Source organism: Rhizobium sp. NZLR1b (assembly GCF_019685155.1).
Taxonomy (GTDB): Bacteria; Pseudomonadota; Alphaproteobacteria; order Rhizobiales; family Rhizobiaceae; genus Rhizobium.
In genome coordinates this window covers 1-16,788 of sequence record NZ_JABDWC010000023.1, presented here as the reverse complement: position 1 = coordinate 16,788, position 16,788 = coordinate 1, and the positions used below count along the sequence as shown (strand labels likewise).

The following is a 16,788-nucleotide window of genomic DNA, read 5'->3' as shown; positions in this document are numbered from 1 at the left end:
TCCGTAAATTAAAGCACGCCAGCTTCGTTTTTCAGCTTGTCGACGAGCTCTGCCACCGACTTGACCTTGACGCCGGCCTTGCGGCCGCCGGGTTCCTCGGTCTTCAGCACTTTCAGGCGCGGCGTCGTCGTCACGTCGAAGTCGGCCGGTGACTTCTTGTCGAGCGGCTTCTTCTTCGCCTTCATGATGTTCGGCAGCGATGCGTAGCGCGGCTCGTTGAGGCGAAGGTCGGTGGTGATCACCGCGGGCAGCTTGATCTCGATGGTCTGCAGGCCGCCGTCGACTTCGCGGGTCACGGTTGCCTTGCCGTCGCCGATTTCGATCTTCGAGGCGAAGGTCGCTTGGGCGACGCCCATCAGGGCCGCCAGCATCTGGCCGGTCTGGTTGCTGTCGTCGTCGATCGCCTGCTTGCCGACGATGATAAGACCCGGCTGTTCAGCATCGGCGACGGCCTTGAGGATCTTGGCGACGGCGAGGGGCTCGACGGCATCGTCGGTTTCAACAAGAATCGCCCGGTCGGCGCCCATGGCGAGCGCGGTTCGCAAAGTTTCCTCGGCCTTGGCCGTGCCGATGGAGACGACGACCACTTCCTCGGCCTTGCCGGCTTCCTTCAGGCGCAGGGCCTCTTCCACCGAGATCTCGTCGAACGGGTTCATCGACATCTTGACGTTGGTGAGTTCAACACCCGTGCCATCCGGCTTGACGCGGATCTTTACGTTGTAATCAACCACCCGCTTAACAGGAACGAGAATCTTCATGGCTCACCTTCAAGGGATTTCTGCCTCGCCAACCGAGGGCAAAGCGTCGCTGCGGACCGAAGCTAGCAAAACATACCGATAAGTCAAATCAAATGACCGGAAGGTCAGAATTTCAATTTTTCACAGCACTCTGCGGCTTGGATGCGAGTGGATCAGCTTGTCAGCCAGCCGATTTGGATGTAACTGACGGATGGGTCAAAAAAACGGAAAGATTAGTCTGTGCCATTTGCAACTGGAATGGTCCCTCCGTGGATTGGTGACCAAAGCAACATCAAACCAGCGACGAGGATGCCGTCTATGAGGATCATTTTGCTTGGACCGCCAGGCGCCGGAAAGGGCACGCAGGCCCGTCATCTCGCCACCGAGTATCGGATCCCGCAGTTGTCTACGGGCGACATGCTACGCGCCGCCGTATCGTCAGGATCGGATATCGGCAGAAAGGCAGCGGACCTGATGCAATCGGGCGAGCTCGTTCCTGACGATATTGTCACCGGTGTTGTCGCCGATCGCCTGTTCCATGAAGACTGCCGTACCGGCTTCATCCTTGATGGCTTTCCCCGAACGATTGCGCAGGCGCAGGATCTGCAGAAAATTCTCCGTTCGTCGCATGCACAGATCGACGCCGTCATTTCGATTTCGGTCGATGAGAATGCTCTGGCCGCGCGTATCGAGCGACGGGCCGAAGAGGCGCGCCTCAGCGGTCAGCCCGTTCGCGACGACGACGATCCGGAGGTGCTAAAAAAGCGCATCCATGAATTTCGTCAAAAGATCGAGCCAGTCGTGGAGTTCTACGAAACGGTTGGTCTGCTGCATACCATCGACGGGATGGGCAGTATCGAACGCGTGTCCCAGCAGATCGACGCCATCTTGAGCGCGGTGCGACTGTCAGTGAACGTCAAACCCACTGTTGCTTCCCGGTTCTAAGCGACCTTCAACGATCACATTAAGAGGATATCTCGATGCAAAACTCGCAAATTGCCGCGCGCCGCGCGGAAGCGGTCTCCCGCGGTGTCGGCGTCACCACACAGGTCTATGCCGAACGCGCGGAGAATGCCGAAATTTGGGATGTGGAGGGCCGTCGCTACATAGACTTTGCCGCAGGCATTGCCGTCGTCAACACCGGCCACCGCCATCCCAAGGTCATCGCCGCTGTGAAGGATCAGATTGATCGCTTTACTCATAGCTGCCATCAGGAGGTGCCTTACGAGAACTATGTTCGCCTTGCCGAACGCCTGAACGACCTCGTTCCAGGCAACTTCAAGAAAAAGACAGTGTTCGTCACCACAGGCGCGGAAGCGGTAGAAAACGCGGTCAAGATTGCGCGGGCGGCCACCAACCGCTCTGCCGTCATTGCCTTTACCGGCGTTTTCATGGCCGCACATTCATGGGCATGACGCTGACCGGCAAGGTGCAGCCTTATAAGGTCGGCTTCGGCGCAATGATGCCCGATGTCTTCCATGTGCCGTTTCCTGTCGAGCTGCATGGCACCTCGGTCGAGGACGCCTTATCGGTGCTCGAAAAACTGTTCAAAGCCGATGTCGATCCAAGCCGGGTCGCAGCCTTCCTCATCGAGCCGGTTCAGGGGGAGGGCGGCTTTTACGAAGTGCCGAAGGCGTTCATGCTGAAACTTCGCGAGATCGCCGATCAGCACGGGATCCTTCTGATCGCCGACGAGGTTCAGACGGGCTTTGCGCGAACCGGCAAACTGTTTGCCATGGAGCACTTTGGTGTTGTCGCAGACCTGACGACCATGGCAAAGGGGCTAGGCGGCGGGTTCCCGATTGCAGCGGTTACAGGGCGAGCAGACATCATGGACGCACCCGGCCCAGGCGGGCTTGGTGGCACCTATGGCGGCAACCCGATCGGGATTGCCGCCGGCAACGCCGTCCTGGATGTCATTGAAAGCGAGAATCTGTGCGAACGCGCAGACAGGCTCGGCGCCCGCCTCAAGCAGCGTCTTCAGTCGTTGCGCGAGACGGTGCCGCAGATCGTCGATATCCGCGGACCCGGCTTCATGAATGCGGTTGAGTTCAATGTGCCAGGCTCGGGCACGCCTGACGCCGACTTTACCAACAAGGTACGTGTCCGCGCCCTCGAAAAGGGCCTCATTCTTCTCACGTGCGGCGTCTACGGAAACGTCGTGCGTTTCCTGGCCCCAATCACGATCCAGGACGAGGTTTTTGCCGAGGCCCTGGATATCCTCGAAAGCGTATTGCGCGATTGTGCAAAAGGAGCGTGAGCCATGTCGATTTCCGACGAACTCTTGAACAAACTGAAAGACAAGACCCTTGTAACGGATAAGGCGCGGATCGGCGGCGAGTGGGTCGCAACAAGCGAGACGGGCAAGCAGTTCGATGTCCTTAATCCATCGACGGGCGCACTGATCGCCACCTTACCCGACATGAACCGCGCCGAGACTGCCCGTGCAATCGATCTGGCCGACAAGGCCCAGAAGCCATGGGCCAAGAAGACAGGCAAGGAGCGGGCAGGGGTCCTTCGCAAACTGTACGACCTTATGGTCGCCAATGCCGACGATCTTGCTGTCATCCTGACGAGCGAGATGGGAAAGCCGCTCGCCGAAGCTAAGGGTGAGATACTCTACGGCGCATCCTACGTCGAGTGGTTTGGCGAAGAAGCAAAGCGCGTCTATGGCGACACTATTCCTGGTCACCAGGCCGACAAGCGCATCATCGTCATCAAGCAGCCGGTGGGTGTTGTTGCCGCGATCACACCGTGGAATTTCCCCAACGCAATGCTTGCGCGCAAATTTGCGCCCGCCATTGCAGCCGGATGCGCAATGGTCTCCAAACCGGCCCGCGAGACGCCACTTTCGGCACTGGCGCTCGCCGTTCTCAGCGAACGCGCCGGGCTGCCGGCCGGCGTGTTCAACGTGGTCCTGTCGAGGGATTCCGCTGCGATCGGCAAGGAGTTCACCGAGAACGAGAAGGTCCGCAAGCTCACCTTCACCGGATCGACCGATGTCGGGCGCATCCTGATGCGTCAGGGCGCCGACCAGATCATGAAGCTTGGCCTCGAACTCGGCGGCAATGCGCCATTCATCGTCTTTGATGACGCTGACCTGGATGCAGCGGTCGAAGGCGCCATGATCTCGAAATATCGCAACAATGGCCAGACCTGCGTCTGCGCGAATCGACTCTATGTTCAATCGGGCGTCTACGACGCGTTTTCCAAAAAGCTTGCCGCCAAGGTTGAAGCGCTCAAGGTCGGTGACGGATTCGACGACGGCGTCCAGGCCGGCCCGTTGATTTCCGAAAAGGCGCTTGAGAAGGTGGAAGAGCATATCGAAGACGCACTCAGCAAAGGGGCAAAGCTTGCCTTGGGCGGAAAGCGGCACAGCAAGGGCGCGTTCTTCTTCGAGCCGACGGTTCTGACCGGCGTCACGAAGGACATGAAGGTTGCACGCGAAGAGACGTTCGGCCCGGTCGCACCACTGTTCAAGTTCGAGGACGAAGAGGAGGTCATCGAACTCGCCAACGACACCGAATTCGGACTTGCCTCCTATTTTTACGCCAAGGACGTCTCCAAGATCTTTAGGGTCGCTGAAGCACTCGAATACGGAATGGTCGGCATAAATACCGGTCTTATTTCGACGGAAGTGGCACCTTTTGGTGGCATCAAGCAGTCCGGTCAGGGCCGGGAAGGGTCGAAATATGGGATCGATGACTATGTCGAACTCAAATATCTTTGCCTCAGCATCTGACATGGGCGAGGGCCGCCCTTGAGCGGCCTTTTTCCTTTTTTGATCGGCTGGTCCGCCAAGCATACCTTGACGTCACAATGTTTGACCGGCACGACCGAAGTGGTATCGTCTGCCGATAAGAACAAAAAAAGGGGCTCGCATGCAGATCGACGAGAACAAAACGCAGGCTGTCCATGGCCGCGGCATGATATGGCCCGGGAGCTCCGGCTCACCCGATGACATTCGCTGGTCGACTTTGCTCCTAAAGGCTCTCAGCTTTCTCCTTCGAAAGACCGCCGCTGCCGGACGCTTTGCCTCCGACCCTGCGGGCTGCCTCTTCAGCGGCTTGGTGGGCAGCGTCTCGGTCGTAGACATTCGCGTTTAACAGAGCGATTTCGTTCCAAAACTAGCTCGCTCGAAAAACTGACGATCAAGTATTTTTATTTGTACTATCAGTCAGATTTGCTGTACATCTGGGACTAACGGAATTATCGTCAGGATAACACCGACAGGCTTGAAGGAGTTGCATGATGTTGACCGCAGTGAACCCGCCAGGAAGCGCGTGGCCCGGCGTTTCGCAAGGCGTTATCCTTAAGGGTAGCGGCGTTTTCGTTTCGACAGGGCATGTTGGAACCGACGCGGCCGGCGAGATCATCGTATCTTCGCCGGAAGATCAGATCGTCGCGTTGTTCGACAACCTAAGGGCGACGCTGACCGCCGCTGGCCTGGAGTTTGGCAACGTTGCGCGGATGACCTGCTATGTCAAAAGCTTCGACGAGACGACGATGGCGACCTTGCGTTCCGTCAGAGCCCGTTACTGGAACCAGGACTGCCCGCCCTCAAGCGTGATTGTTCAGGCGGCCCTCTACGATCCCCGCCTGCTGGTCGAAGCCGAAGTGCTCGCGGTCGTCCCGTAATGCCGGAGGTCTCGATGAGAAAGTTCGACGTAATCGTCATCGGCGGTGGCCATAATGGTCTCGTCTGTGCGTGCTATCTCGCAAAGGCCGGACTGAAGGTTTGCGTCGTGGAACGGCAGCCGTTCGTCGGCGGGGCTGCGATCTCCCGCGAGGTCTGGCCGGGCTTTACGATCTCTGTCGCGTCCTACTGGATGAGCATGCTGCAGCCGAAGATCATGCTCGACCTCAGGCTCCAGGAAAATGGCGTTGAAGTCATCTCTGTCCCTCCGAGCTTTCATCCGTTCGATAGTGGAAAGAGCATCGTCTATTGGCCCGATGAGCAGCGCTTCGTCGAGGAACTCGCACAGTTCTCGAAAAAGGACGCCGCGAACTATCCCAAGTTTGCCGCCCATATGGCCGACATCATTCCCTATATCCGCCGGCTGATGTTTGAGACTCCGGTAGACCCGATGACCGGCAAGATCAAGGACATCACAAAGGCCATGTCGCTTGCCTGGCGGCTACGCGACATCGGCGCCCGCGTCTATGACATCTGGGACCTGCTCACCCTCAGCGCTGACGATTATCTGCGCCGCTGGTTCGAAAGCGATGAGGTTTTGACGGCATTCGGCAGTTATGCATCGGGTTCGGCAGGTCTGATCAGCCCGAAGACCCAAGGCTCAGCCTACGTGCTCGCGAGACCTTACATGCGCGACAACTCGACATCTGCTGGCGGAGGCGGGCTGATCAAAGGCGGTATGGGTTCGATATCTGAAGCGCTTCTGCGTGTCGCCAAGGCTCACGGCGTCGAGGTCTTGACCGGTGAGAAGGTTAGGAAAGTCGATATCAGTAATGGCAAAGCCGTTGGCGTCGAACTCGAAAGCGGCCCGCATCTTATAGCCAAGACGGTCGTCTCAAACGCTGGCGCGAAGATGACCTACTTCGACCTGATCGGCACAGAACACCTTTCGGACGCCGTCAAGGGCCAGGTCGAGCGCCATCGCACCAAGTCGATTGCCTTTAAGATCAACCTCGCCTGCAATGCATTACCGCGATGGACGGCCTACGACAGCCGCAGACTAAACGAGCCGAACCCAGGCTCTGTCACACTTGCTGAAAATTCCGGTGAGCTGGAAGATGCGTTTCACACCGCTCAAAACGGTGAGATGGCCAAACATCCATATCTCTGGATCACCACGCCGAGCGCCTTTGACGAGACCGTCGCCCCTGAGGGCAAGCACGTCGTTCAGATCATGGGCGGACACGTCCCCTACAAGCTCAACGGACGTGAGTGGGACGAGACGACGAAAAAGGAACTTCTCGACATCGTCATCGATCAGATTTGCCGCTATGCGCCGGGTTTCGAAAAAGAAGTCCTGCACGCCCAGATCCTGACGCCGAAGGACATCGAGGAGATGTTTGCCATGGTTGACGGTCATGTTCACCATGGTGAGATGAGCCTCGACCAAGTGTTCTTCCGCCGACCGATCCAGCACTACGCCGACTATCGTACACCGATTTCTGGGATGTACATGTGCGGCGCAGCCTGCCACCCGGGCGGCGGCGTTAACGGCGTGCCCGGTCACAATGCGGCACGTGAAATTCTCCGGGACCTCGGCAAGGCGTTTCCGGCCAAGGTTCGCCCATAGGGAGGCAGTGGACGGCAGATGAACTACGAGCAATTTACGCCCGAAGAAAACGAAATCGTCTCCACCGTGGAGCGGTTCATCGAAGAGCGCGTCCGGCCAGATGTCATGGTCTTTGAGAGGGACCGCATCTACCCGCAGGCCATTGTCGAGGAGATGAAAGAGCTTGGTCTGTTCGGGATCGCGGTTCCAGAAGAGTTTGGGGGTCTCGGCCTCAGGCTTCCGGTCTTTGCCGCCGTTATGGAGATCGTCGCGCGCGGCTGGACCACACTTGCAGCCTATATCAACAGCCATTCGACAGTGGCCTATGCGATAGCGTCGCACGGAACCGGCGAGCAAAAGGAAAAATACCTGCCGGGTCTAGCGACGGGCGATTTCAGGGGCTCGCTTTGCCTGACGGAACCGGGCTGCGGATCTGATCTCCAGGCCATTCGCGCGAACGCGGTCGACCGGGGAGAGGCCTACGATCTGACGGCGAGCAAAACCTACGTGACAAATGGCGACAAGGCGACGCTCCTGCTGACGCTGGTCAAGCATCCAAAGGAGATCCTGGAGGCAAAACAGAAGTTCAGCCTGCTTCTCGTCGATAAAGCCGCCGCCGGCGTGACCGTGACCACGACGTTCCACAAGATGGCCTTTGGCTTGGTCGATACCGTGCAAATCGAAATGGACAACGTCGCCGTTCCCAAAGCGAACCTGCTCGGTGCTGCCGAAGGCAAGGGTTTCCATCAATTGTTCGATTCTCTTGAGATCGGCCGGATTGCGATTGCCATCAGCGCGGTCGGTCTTGCCGCAAATTCACTGTCTGAAGCAAGGCGCTACGCATCGGAGCGCGTCACCTTCGGCGTGACGATCGACAAGCACCAGGCAATCCAGTTCAAGCTGGCCGACATGGCGACGAAACTCGTGACCGCGCGTTTGATCACCATGGAAGCAGCCTGGATGAAGGAACGCGGCGGGCGTTGCGACATGATCAGCGCAATGGCGAAAATGTACGCCAGCGACGCGGCGGTGGAGATCGTTCACGACGCTGTCAAGGTTCATGGGGGCGCCGGCTACATCCAGGAATATGCGGTCGAAAGGCTTTACCGCGAGGCGTTACTTTATACGATCGGGGAAGGCACGAACGACATCAACCGGATCGTCATCTCTCGCCGCATCAATGGCGACGAAGAGCAGACCTATCTCGGACTTGTGCCATGACCACCGTTTGCCTCACCTTCGATTTCGATGCCGTCTCGCTATGGATCAGTTCGCTGAAGCAGACCACGGCCAATCCGATGTCGCGCGGCGAGTTTGCTCCGAGGGTCGGGTTGCCCAGGGTCTTGGCGCTCCTGTTGGAAAAGGGCGTGAAGGCAACCTTTTTCGTGCCGGCGCACACCGCGGTCTCGTTCAACGCCGAGACGAGGCGCATTCTGGACGACGGCCATGAGATCGGGATCCACGGATACTGTCACGAAACGCCGGTTGGCTTGAGTAAGTCCGATGAGGCATCCCTCCTGGATAGAGCGATCGCCAAACTACGCAATGCGCTCGGCCAGGATTTCACGCCGGTCGGATACCGCTCGCCCGCCTGGGATCTGTCGGAGAATTCAATCGCGCTGCTCGAAGAGCGGGGCATTGTCTACGACAGCAGCCTGATGGCCGACGACTACAAGCCATATTGGGCCTCGAGAGGCTTTCAAGTCTCGGAAGAAGCATACCAGGCAGGTCCAGCCTCAAAGGTGGTCGAGATTCCGGTTGCCTGGGAGCTCGACGACTTTCCGCACTTCATGTTTTTGAACAAGCCGCTCTATCTCGGCATGCGAACCCCGGCTGAGGTCTACGAGCTCTGGCGCGAAGAATTCGATTTCTCGGTCACGATCGAAGGTTCGGTATTCACCTTGACCATGCATCCCGAAATCATCGGCCGCGGCCCGCGCATGGCAATGCTGTCGCGCCTGATAGACCACATGAAATCGACATCGGGCACGACGTTCTCGACGGTTGCAGATGCGGCCCGACATTGGCGGGCGCGATCTCTTTAGCCTGCCCAAGCGCCAGTTGCGCCCGCCGAATTGGGCGCGACGAGACAGTCTTTCTTCTGACAGGTCCTCAGGGCCAGCGACAAAAAGCGATATGGCTGATATCGCAAACGAGGGTTTGAACGTGACAGACAATTCCGCAGCGCCAATTCCATCCGTCTTTGCAGCCCTTGAGGCTTCGGTTCGGACAAACCCTGACAAGGTGGCTGTTATTTTTGAAGATCAGTCCCTGAGCTACCGGCAATTGCTCGAGAAGGTCGACAACACGGCGCGCCATCTGCTAGCGCTCGGTATAGGCAAAGGCGAAACCGTTGCCGCATTTGCGCAAAACCGCCCTGAGCTGATCTATTGCTACTATGCTGCGGCCAGATTGGGAGCAATCTTCGTGCCGCTCAATCCAAACCTGACGCAAAGCGAAGTCGAATATAGCTTCCGACACAGCGACGCAAAAATCCTGATCTACGACGACTTGGTCGCCGATACCGCCAAGGGCGCAGTCGCTGCAGAGGCGCTCGTCCCCATGAGCCGGTTAGGAAACGTTCTGCCCGCAACGGAAATCGCCGCGCCATCGGTCGAGCCAGACGACGACTTCTTGATCATTTACACGTCCGGCTCAACAGGAGCGCCGAAGGCAATCATTCTTGATCACAAGGCGCAGATCAATTGCCCGATCGCCCTGGCAAGGCTGTGGGGCGTGACGTCGGCCGACAGGACGCTTGTCGCGCTGCCGCTCGGCTATCTCTATGGACTCTCGACCGCCGCTGCAGCGGGATTGCAGGCAGGTGGGACAGTGATCATTCTTCGCCGCTTCCACCCGCGCGACGTCCTGGAAGCCTTCATCGAACACAAGGTTTCGGTATTCCACGGTGTGCCGACTATGTTTTCCATGATGCTTGAATATTGCGAGCAACGTGGTCTCAAGTTCGATCTGAGCGGCGTGCGCAAATTGATCTGCGCCGGCGCACCCCTCTCGGACGAAATGGCCCGCCGTTTCGACGGCAAGTTTGCGCGAACGCTGGAAAATTACTACGCGCTGACCGAATGCACCCCGGTCTTCGGACGGTATTTTGATGAAGCGCACGCTCTCCCTGATGGCTCGATCGGTCGGGCGGCGCCCGGCGCGATCGTCAAGGTTGTTCGCTCAGATGGAAGCGAGTGCGCCGTGGACGAGGACGGCGAGCTCCTTGTGCAGGCGGCCGCCACGATGAAGCGGTATTTGAAAAATCCTGAGATGACGCAGGCCTCTATGACGGATGGCCTCTTTAGAACAGGGGATCTCGTCAAGCGCGACGAAGACGGCTTCTTCTACATCACCGGCCGCATTAAGGAGATCATCATTCGCGGCGGGGCGAATATCTCGCCCTCCGAGGTTGAAAAGGTATTGATCGCTCATCCAGGTGTCCAGGATGCGGCCGTCATTGGGGCGACTGACCGCATCTTCGGGGAGATCCCAGTCGCAATTGTCGTGCGCCGTCACGGATCGAAGGTGACGCAGGACGAGCTCATTGCGCATGTCGAAGCCACTTTGTCCGACTTCAAGGTGCCACGCACGATTTTCTTCGAGCCAGTCCTGCCCCAGGGAAAGACTGGAAAGACCGACAAGAAGCTTCTGAAAGAGCGTTTCGAGCCGCTTTTGGCAGCTCGCTGACTAGCCAGTGATCGACCCCTTGGAGTGATGCGATGGACCGTTTGCAATATCGATCCCTTGACGGCCTGAGCCTTGCCTCTTTGCTTCATTCCCGGCAAGTCTCTTCTGCAGAACTGATGCGCTGTGCGCTGGTCCTGGCCGAAGACTGCGACAACGAATTTAATGCGCTTTGCTATGTCAGACCCGAAGAGGCTTTGGCGCAGGCGGAAACGTCCGAGCTTAGGGGGCAGTTTGGTGCCCTGCCGTTCCTGTTGAAGGATTCTGGGCTTGCTTCGACGACCTTGCCGTTCAGTGTAGGCTCCCGATTGTTTGCTGGGCTCAAATCACCGATCAACGCGACGCTGAACGAGCGGTTCATTTCCGATGGGTTTATCTCCTTCGGCCGCACGACGGTTCCGGAATTCTGCATGGCGCCGACAACGGAGGCCGTGCAGAACTCGGGTCCCACGCTCAATCCCTGGGACAAGACGCGGTCGGCGGGCGGATCGAGCGGTGGTGCTGCGGTCGCAGTCAGCACGGGTGTTGTTCCGATCGCCCATGGCAGTGACGGGGGCGGTTCGATCCGCATTCCTGCCGCCTGCTGCGGTGTCTTTGGTCTGAAGCCGTCACGCGGGCTGGTGCCGCTCGGACCATCGCGCGGAGAGGCCTGGGGCGGCCTTGCTGCCGACGGCGTCCTGACCAGGACGGTGCGCGATACCGCGGCCGCTTTGGACGGCATTGTCGGTATGGAGATCGGCGCCCCCTATGCTGCCCCGGAGGTTCCGGGAAAGTATCTGGACCTGCTTGATGTCGCGTTCGACCGGCCGCTGAGGATCGCCACGTGGACGCAGGCTTTCGACGACATCCCCGTCGCGGATGAATGCATAGCGGCCGTCGATCAAGCCGCAAGGCTCTTGGCATCCATGGGGCACGAGGTGGTGTCGGCTCCGCTTCCAGATCTCAAATACAAGAGCTTTCTTCGCGCCCATCAGGACGTCCTTGCCGCAAGTGTTACATTGACCGTCAACGGCAAGCTGCGGTCGAGTCCGGACGCGGCCTGGCGCGAAAAGCTTGAGCCGGCGATCGTCGACGCCTACGACATCGGCACCACCTTGAGCGCGGAGACATACGCGCTTGCCATCAACCGCTTTCATGCGCTTGCCCGGCAAATGGAAGTCTACATGTCCGGTTACGATTTCGTATTGTCGCCGACGCTGACGCAACTTCCGGCCAAGCTCGGCATAATGACGATGGAGAGCGACTTCAGGACGTTCCGCAACCGTGTCGGTGAATACACGACGTTCCTGGCGATCATCAACGCCTCCGGTCAGCCGGCCACCAATGTTCCTCTATACTGGACAGAGGACGGTATTCCTGTCGGGATCCAGTTCATCGGTCATTTCGGCAAGGAATCCGAGCTCCTGCGCCTCTCGGCCAGGCTAGAAGAGGCCGAGCCCTGGATAGATCGCTATCGAGGTCGGGTTTAATAAGTCAAATCAGAACAATAGCTTGACTATTTTGACCAATAGGTCGAAAAAAAGACTAACAAGTATTCTAATCTTAAGGAGAGGTTATGACTGGCGAACTCAACGTAGGGCCGAACGCAAAATTCTTCGACGATTTCGAGGTCGATCAGAACTGGATCACGCCGCGACGCACGATTACCGAAGCCGACATCGTCATGTTCGCGGGTATGACGGGTGACTTTAACCCGGTCCACACAGACGAGGAATTTGCAAAGACAACACCGTTCGGCACACGCATTCTGCATGGGCCCGCAGTCTTTGCGATCGCGACCGGCCTTGAATTTCGTCTGGGCTTGAAGGAAGGAACCGCAATCGCCTTCCTCGGCATGACCTGGAACCTAAAGGCTCCCGTCAAGATCGGTGACACCATTCATGTCTATCAAAAGGTCGCCGGCGTTCGCGCCACCAGCAACCCGGCGCGTGGCATCGTCAACTTCTGGGTCGAGGTCCGCAATCAGGAAGGCACCGTTTGCCAAGAAGGCGAGTGGAAGGTCATGTTCCACTCAAAGGCTGCTGCTTGATCTGACAATCGAGGCTCCGCTTTCGTCGTTCGAAGCGGAGCCTGTTTGATTGTGAGCCATCAGAACTCAAGCACATGCAGTGACGCGGGTCGGCCAAAGATATGCTGCTTTAGGGCGTTGAACAAAGCTTGGCTAGTTGGTGGATTGGCTTCTACGCCTTGCAGCCATTGAGAATGATCTCGACATAATGGCTGGCGATGTCGTCCGGTGAAAGCTGTCCCTTCGGCTTGAACCACGCGTGCGTGAAATTGCACATGCCGATGATCGAACTGACGATCAGATAGGTCGGGATGTCGCGGAAGATGCCTGCTTCCACGCCTTTGACGTAAGCGTTCTTGAAAAGCTGGTCATATTCCCGCTTGCGCTTGACGATGATTTTCTGCTGATCATCGGTTAGTTCACCCTGATCGCGGAAATAGATCGCAGTCCAAGCCGCGCGGCCCATGACGTTCAGCGCATGCTTGCGGATCATTGCACCCAGAAGCTTGTCAGCTGGCAAGTCCGTCTCGATGATGGCGACCATATCCTGCCACCAAGCTTCGTGGATACGCTGGAAGATTTCCCACAGGACCTGATTCTTGTTCTTGAAATAATAGTAGACGACGGACTTTGTGTAGCCCAGGCTTTTTGCGATATCGTCGATGGTGACAGCGCGAATGCCGGTCTCCGCAAAAAGCGTAGCAGCAGCAGTCAGGATTTCCTCCTGAACATAGGCTTGCTTTTTCGCTTTCAACTCTTCCCGCACTTTCAAATTCATATTTGCCTCGTGCTCAATTTCTAATGATCGTCGCCAGCTCAAATGGTTTCGGATGGGTTGGCTTGATTCCGGCTGTCGCGGCAGTGGCGTGATTAACCACTTAGCGCAACGCAAACTTACAAAAATTTTGACCAATCAGTCAATTGATTCGGACTGATCGGATTAAAAATTGGGCGGATTGCATGTGGCAACGCACGCAAAAGCAACATATTCGATATCCCGACGGTCTTGGAGCCCGTTTGGACTCGTCGCCGAGAAGCGAAGGCCACCTCGAGAGGTGGTTCCCAGGGTCTAGGCCGTGTGCCGGCCAAGCCGCCTTTCAAGCGACGACACGAGAATTGTTGCCGGAATACAGATGGACGCATAAAGCAGGCCCGCAAGTAGAAGGATTGGCAGATACTGGAACGTGGTCGTGCCGATCATATAGGCCTGCGACAGCAGTTCCGGCAGAGCGATCGCAAAGCAAAGCGACGTGGCCTGGAGCATAAGGATCGCAAAGCCCAGCAGGGCAGGGGCCGCCACGCGAAGTCCTTGCGGGACGATCACATAGCGAAGCGCATCGAGTGACGTGAAACCGACGGCCACGGCGGCTTCCTTCTGGCCGTGGGGAACGGCCTGCAGTCCGGCCCGAATGATCTCGCTGGTATAGGCCGCGGTCGTCCAGGATAAGGCAGCCGCGGCAGCGGCAAAGGATGTCAGACTGATGCCAGTGCTTGGAAGGCCGTAATAGGCAAATTGCAGTAGGATGAGTGCTGGTGCACCGCGGCCGATCTCCACCACGAAAATCGATATCGCGCGAGTAAACATTGATTTTGTCTGAACGCCCAATGCCAGAATCAATCCCAGCGGAATGCCGATGAACAAGGCGACCCCTGTCACCTCAAGGCTCACAAGAAGCCCGTCGACCATCGTTGGCAGGTTTTCTTGCCAGAAATCGATAAGATCGCTCATCGGGCCACCTTTGCACGCATGACGCCGTCACTGTAGCGGGCGAGAGCCGCAACAGGCAGACTGATGAGAATGTAAAGAAGGCCGGCGACTGCAAAGACCTCCAGACCTTCGAAATTGCGGCGCGACACGAAACTGGCCTGGAAGGCGACTTCTGTGACGCCGACCGTCGAGGCAATGGCTGAATCCTTCAGGAGCCCAATAATGTAGCTCGTCGCTGACGGAAGGATGACCCGGATCAGCTGTGGGGCCATGATGTCGAAAAATACCGACCAACGCGGCATGTTCAGCGCGTGTGAGGCTTCCCACTGCCCGACATGGATGCTCTTCAACGCGCCGCGATAGATCTCGGCCATGTTCGCGCCAGTGATGACGCCCAGCGCAACGATCGCAGACTCGACCGGGCCGACCTGAAGGTATCCCGAGCCAATGCCGAAATAGAGGAAGAAAAGGCATACGATGGGCGGGATCGACCGAAAGGTCAAAATGAGTGCGGTTGCAAGCGCGCGAAGCAACCACGACCCCGACACTTTCATGGCGCAGAGGGGGAGCCCAAGCAGCGCTCCGAACATGAACGCCCCGATCGTGATGGCGATCGTCCAGGGAATGCCACTCAAAATGATAGCGAATGATTCTGCGTTCATCGGTTCTTGACCGCTTGTAGAAAGCGTTTCGCCCGCTCCGTCTGAGGGTTGCGCATTAGCGATTCGCTCGGACCCTCTTCGAGGATGCGGCCATCGGCCATGATGATCACACGATCGGAGACCGTTTCCGCAAAGTGCATCTCGTGGGTGACGACGATCATGGTCATTCCACCCTCGGCAAGCTCCTTCATGACGGCGAGGACTTCCAGACCGAGTTCCGGGTCGAGTGCGGAGGTCGGCTCGTCGAACAGCATGATTTTCGGGTCGAGAGCAAGCGCGCGCGCAATCGCGATACGCTGCTGCTGACCACCCGAACACCGCACGGGATACTGATCGCCTTTGTTCTCCAGCCCGACACGTTTGAGAAGGGCAAGCGAGCGCCTGTCGGCTTCGGCCTTGCTACGGCCGAGTACACGCTGCTGCGGCAGGCTGACATTGGCCAGCACCGACATGTGCGGGAAAAGATTGAACGATTGAAATACCATGCCGGCGGCGCGGCGAAGTTCGGTCAGTTGCTTTTTCGTGGCAGGACGCTTGGCATCAACGCTGATGCCGGCGATGCGGATCGAGCCCTGTGTCGGCGGCTCGAGCTGATTGAGGCATCGTAGAAGCGTGCTTTTGCCAGAGCCGCTCGGGCCGATGATGGCAACGACCTCACCCGTCTTCATGGCAAAGTTGATATCTTCCAGGACCCGATGCGTTCCAAAGGACTTTTCGACGTTCGAAACACGAAGGATTTCCTCTGCGTGTTGCGATTGCTCGGTCGGGGATTGCTCGGTCATCGGGGACATTCTTTCGACCTGCCCGTTTCGATTGGGCCCTGCTTGATGTGATCCACGAGAGCGGGAACTGGTTTCGAGGCGGATGATTTCGGACAAAATTCGACTCCCTTCAGTCACTCCCCATTCGTCCCGATTATTCTTTTCTGATCGGAGAGTTTTAAAAACTGACGTACGAGTATAAAGACATATCTGGTTGGGGTTTGCAACGCCCATTTTCCAATAAGCTCTGTGGCATTCTCGACAGTCGAAAAGGCTGCCGTAGAGACCGCTTTTAATGGCGGCCGTCCGCGTGGTTCGACGATCCCCGCCCCTTGCACGGGCGCAGCTGGATTTTCGCTAAGTAGCAAATTCCTCCATCCAGAGCAGGATTTTCGACTTGTTCGCCGTCAACTTTGGGGAACTACGATTACATACTTGTGCGTACTATTTTTTGATAGTCTACTCATTTTAACCGTCTAATCAGTTCGACAGTTCATGAAGATTCGAGGGGACCCAAGTGAGACCACATCTACAAGCTTTCGGAACCAGACGCGAAGTGCTCAAGTACGGAGCGTTGGCCGGTATCGCCGCGTTAGCCACCGCCCGCGCAGCAGTTGGTCGCGCCCAAGATAGGGCTCTCGAAGCTCCTGTGGTGGAAACCGCCGAGACCATCGTCATCCGGCCGGCCATAACCTTCGACAGAACCTCGATCCGCTGCAGATCGCGCTCGCTCATCGCTATCAATCCCATCTGCTCGTCTCCGCGTCATCAAACGCGGGGAGTGTGACATTCCAACTTTGCGGAAACAGGACATTCTAACTTTGCGGCTACAGTATAACATCTCGCATAATGGATCGACCGGAACACACAAGCCGAAGTGGGGAGGGGCGGAGAGCAGTCTTTAGGAGCGGCTTCATTCACCTTGCGTGGCTGCCGGAATCTGCTGCGGATAGATGCCGTGCATCACAGAGGAGTTCGGA

Annotated in this window: 14 protein-coding genes and 2 pseudogenes; 10 read left to right on the top strand and 6 right to left on the bottom strand. The window is 57.6% G+C overall.

The window, feature by feature from the left end:
• Window positions 1–8 precede the first annotated feature (8 nt).
• Window positions 9–758, bottom strand: a complete 750-nt coding sequence (locus HJB84_RS26135; RefSeq protein WP_221117309.1) for an electron transfer flavoprotein subunit beta/FixA family protein — start codon at window positions 756–758, stop codon at window positions 9–11.
• A gap of 297 nt (window positions 759–1,055) precedes the next feature.
• On the opposite strand from HJB84_RS26135, the gene HJB84_RS26130 reads away from it, so the two are divergent.
• The 10 genes and pseudogenes from HJB84_RS26130 (at window position 1,056) to HJB84_RS26085 (ending at window position 12,698) form a co-directional block, all read left to right on the top strand.
• Window positions 1,056–1,682 carry an adenylate kinase gene (locus HJB84_RS26130; RefSeq protein ID WP_221117308.1) on the top strand — a complete coding sequence of 209 codons (627 nt, stop codon included), beginning with the start codon at window positions 1,056–1,058 and terminating at the stop codon, window positions 1,680–1,682.
• Between the two features lie 35 nt (window positions 1,683–1,717).
• A pseudogene (locus HJB84_RS26125) lies at window positions 1,718–2,997 on the top strand (4-aminobutyrate--2-oxoglutarate transaminase).
• 3 nt (window positions 2,998–3,000) lie between these two features.
• Window positions 3,001–4,479, top strand: coding sequence for an NAD-dependent succinate-semialdehyde dehydrogenase (locus HJB84_RS26120; RefSeq protein WP_221117307.1), 1,479 nt, complete (start codon window positions 3,001–3,003; stop codon window positions 4,477–4,479).
• Window positions 4,480–4,988: 509 nt separating this feature from the next.
• Entirely contained in the window at window positions 4,989–5,375 is a 387-nt protein-coding gene (locus tag HJB84_RS26115) for a RidA family protein (protein ID WP_207585978.1), read from the top strand.
• A 14-nt stretch (window positions 5,376–5,389) separates the two neighbouring features.
• Complete coding sequence (locus tag HJB84_RS26110) at window positions 5,390–7,003, top strand: NAD(P)/FAD-dependent oxidoreductase (RefSeq protein ID WP_221117306.1); 1,614 nt, start codon at window positions 5,390–5,392, stop codon at window positions 7,001–7,003.
• Between the two features lie 18 nt (window positions 7,004–7,021).
• The gene (locus HJB84_RS26105; protein WP_221117305.1) at window positions 7,022–8,203 is read left to right on the top strand and encodes an acyl-CoA dehydrogenase family protein; all 1,182 of its coding nucleotides are present in this window, start codon (window positions 7,022–7,024) and stop codon (window positions 8,201–8,203) included.
• Entirely contained in the window at window positions 8,200–9,027 is an 828-nt protein-coding gene (locus tag HJB84_RS26100) for a polysaccharide deacetylase (protein ID WP_221117304.1), read from the top strand. Before HJB84_RS26105 ends, HJB84_RS26100 begins: the two co-directional genes overlap by 4 nt.
• On the top strand, window positions 8,993–10,672 hold the full coding sequence (locus HJB84_RS26095; protein ID WP_259671173.1) for a class I adenylate-forming enzyme family protein: 1,680 nt from the start codon (window positions 8,993–8,995) through the stop codon (window positions 10,670–10,672). Before HJB84_RS26100 ends, HJB84_RS26095 begins: the two co-directional genes overlap by 35 nt.
• A gap of 32 nt (window positions 10,673–10,704) precedes the next feature.
• Window positions 10,705–12,138, top strand: coding sequence for an amidase (locus HJB84_RS26090; protein WP_221117303.1), 1,434 nt, complete (start codon window positions 10,705–10,707; stop codon window positions 12,136–12,138).
• A gap of 86 nt (window positions 12,139–12,224) precedes the next feature.
• On the top strand, window positions 12,225–12,698 hold the full coding sequence (locus tag HJB84_RS26085) for a MaoC/PaaZ C-terminal domain-containing protein (RefSeq protein ID WP_221117302.1): 474 nt from the start codon (window positions 12,225–12,227) through the stop codon (window positions 12,696–12,698).
• Window positions 12,699–12,849: 151 nt separating this feature from the next.
• Here HJB84_RS26085 and HJB84_RS26080 read toward each other — a convergent pair whose 3' ends face one another.
• The 5 genes and pseudogenes from HJB84_RS26080 to HJB84_RS34175 form a co-directional block, all read right to left on the bottom strand.
• Window positions 12,850–13,455, bottom strand: a complete 606-nt coding sequence (locus HJB84_RS26080) for a TetR/AcrR family transcriptional regulator (RefSeq protein ID WP_221117301.1) — start codon at window positions 13,453–13,455, stop codon at window positions 12,850–12,852.
• A gap of 291 nt (window positions 13,456–13,746) precedes the next feature.
• The gene (locus HJB84_RS26075) at window positions 13,747–14,406 is read right to left on the bottom strand and encodes an amino acid ABC transporter permease (protein ID WP_221117300.1); all 660 of its coding nucleotides are present in this window, start codon (window positions 14,404–14,406) and stop codon (window positions 13,747–13,749) included.
• Entirely contained in the window at window positions 14,403–15,047 is a 645-nt protein-coding gene (locus tag HJB84_RS26070; RefSeq protein WP_221117299.1) for an amino acid ABC transporter permease, read from the bottom strand. Before HJB84_RS26070 ends, HJB84_RS26075 begins: the two co-directional genes overlap by 4 nt.
• The gene (locus HJB84_RS26065; RefSeq protein ID WP_311044129.1) at window positions 15,044–16,042 is read right to left on the bottom strand and encodes an amino acid ABC transporter ATP-binding protein; all 999 of its coding nucleotides are present in this window, start codon (window positions 16,040–16,042) and stop codon (window positions 15,044–15,046) included. The genes HJB84_RS26070 and HJB84_RS26065 overlap by 4 nt, the downstream gene beginning before the upstream one ends.
• A 339-nt stretch (window positions 16,043–16,381) precedes the next feature.
• Window positions 16,382–16,558 (bottom strand): annotated as a pseudogene (locus HJB84_RS34175) (ISNCY family transposase); the annotation flags it as partial.
• Between the last annotated feature and the right edge of the window lie 230 nt (window positions 16,559–16,788).

What these genes read in the sequence shown, in the direction of transcription:
- HJB84_RS26135 (WP_221117309.1), bottom strand. Translation starts at nt 758, where the DNA reads ATGAAGATTCTCGTTCCTGTTAAGCGGGTGGTTGATTACAACGTAAAG.
- HJB84_RS26130 (WP_221117308.1), top strand. Translation starts at nt 1,056, where the DNA reads ATGAGGATCATTTTGCTTGGACCGCCAGGCGCCGGAAAGGGCACGCAG.
- HJB84_RS26120 (WP_221117307.1), top strand. Translation starts at nt 3,001, where the DNA reads ATGTCGATTTCCGACGAACTCTTGAACAAACTGAAAGACAAGACCCTT.
- HJB84_RS26115 (WP_207585978.1), top strand. Translation starts at nt 4,989, where the DNA reads ATGTTGACCGCAGTGAACCCGCCAGGAAGCGCGTGGCCCGGCGTTTCG.
- HJB84_RS26110 (WP_221117306.1), top strand. Translation starts at nt 5,390, where the DNA reads ATGAGAAAGTTCGACGTAATCGTCATCGGCGGTGGCCATAATGGTCTC.
- HJB84_RS26105 (WP_221117305.1), top strand. Translation starts at nt 7,022, where the DNA reads ATGAACTACGAGCAATTTACGCCCGAAGAAAACGAAATCGTCTCCACC.
- HJB84_RS26100 (WP_221117304.1), top strand. Translation starts at nt 8,200, where the DNA reads ATGACCACCGTTTGCCTCACCTTCGATTTCGATGCCGTCTCGCTATGG.
- HJB84_RS26095 (WP_259671173.1), top strand. Translation starts at nt 8,993, where the DNA reads ATGCGGCCCGACATTGGCGGGCGCGATCTCTTTAGCCTGCCCAAGCGC.
- HJB84_RS26090 (WP_221117303.1), top strand. Translation starts at nt 10,705, where the DNA reads ATGGACCGTTTGCAATATCGATCCCTTGACGGCCTGAGCCTTGCCTCT.
- HJB84_RS26085 (WP_221117302.1), top strand. Translation starts at nt 12,225, where the DNA reads ATGACTGGCGAACTCAACGTAGGGCCGAACGCAAAATTCTTCGACGAT.
- HJB84_RS26080 (WP_221117301.1), bottom strand. Translation starts at nt 13,455, where the DNA reads ATGAATTTGAAAGTGCGGGAAGAGTTGAAAGCGAAAAAGCAAGCCTAT.
- HJB84_RS26075 (WP_221117300.1), bottom strand. Translation starts at nt 14,406, where the DNA reads ATGAGCGATCTTATCGATTTCTGGCAAGAAAACCTGCCAACGATGGTC.
- HJB84_RS26070 (WP_221117299.1), bottom strand. Translation starts at nt 15,047, where the DNA reads ATGAACGCAGAATCATTCGCTATCATTTTGAGTGGCATTCCCTGGACG.
- HJB84_RS26065 (WP_311044129.1), bottom strand. Translation starts at nt 16,042, where the DNA reads ATGGGCGTTGCAAACCCCAACCAGATATGTCTTTATACTCGTACGTCA.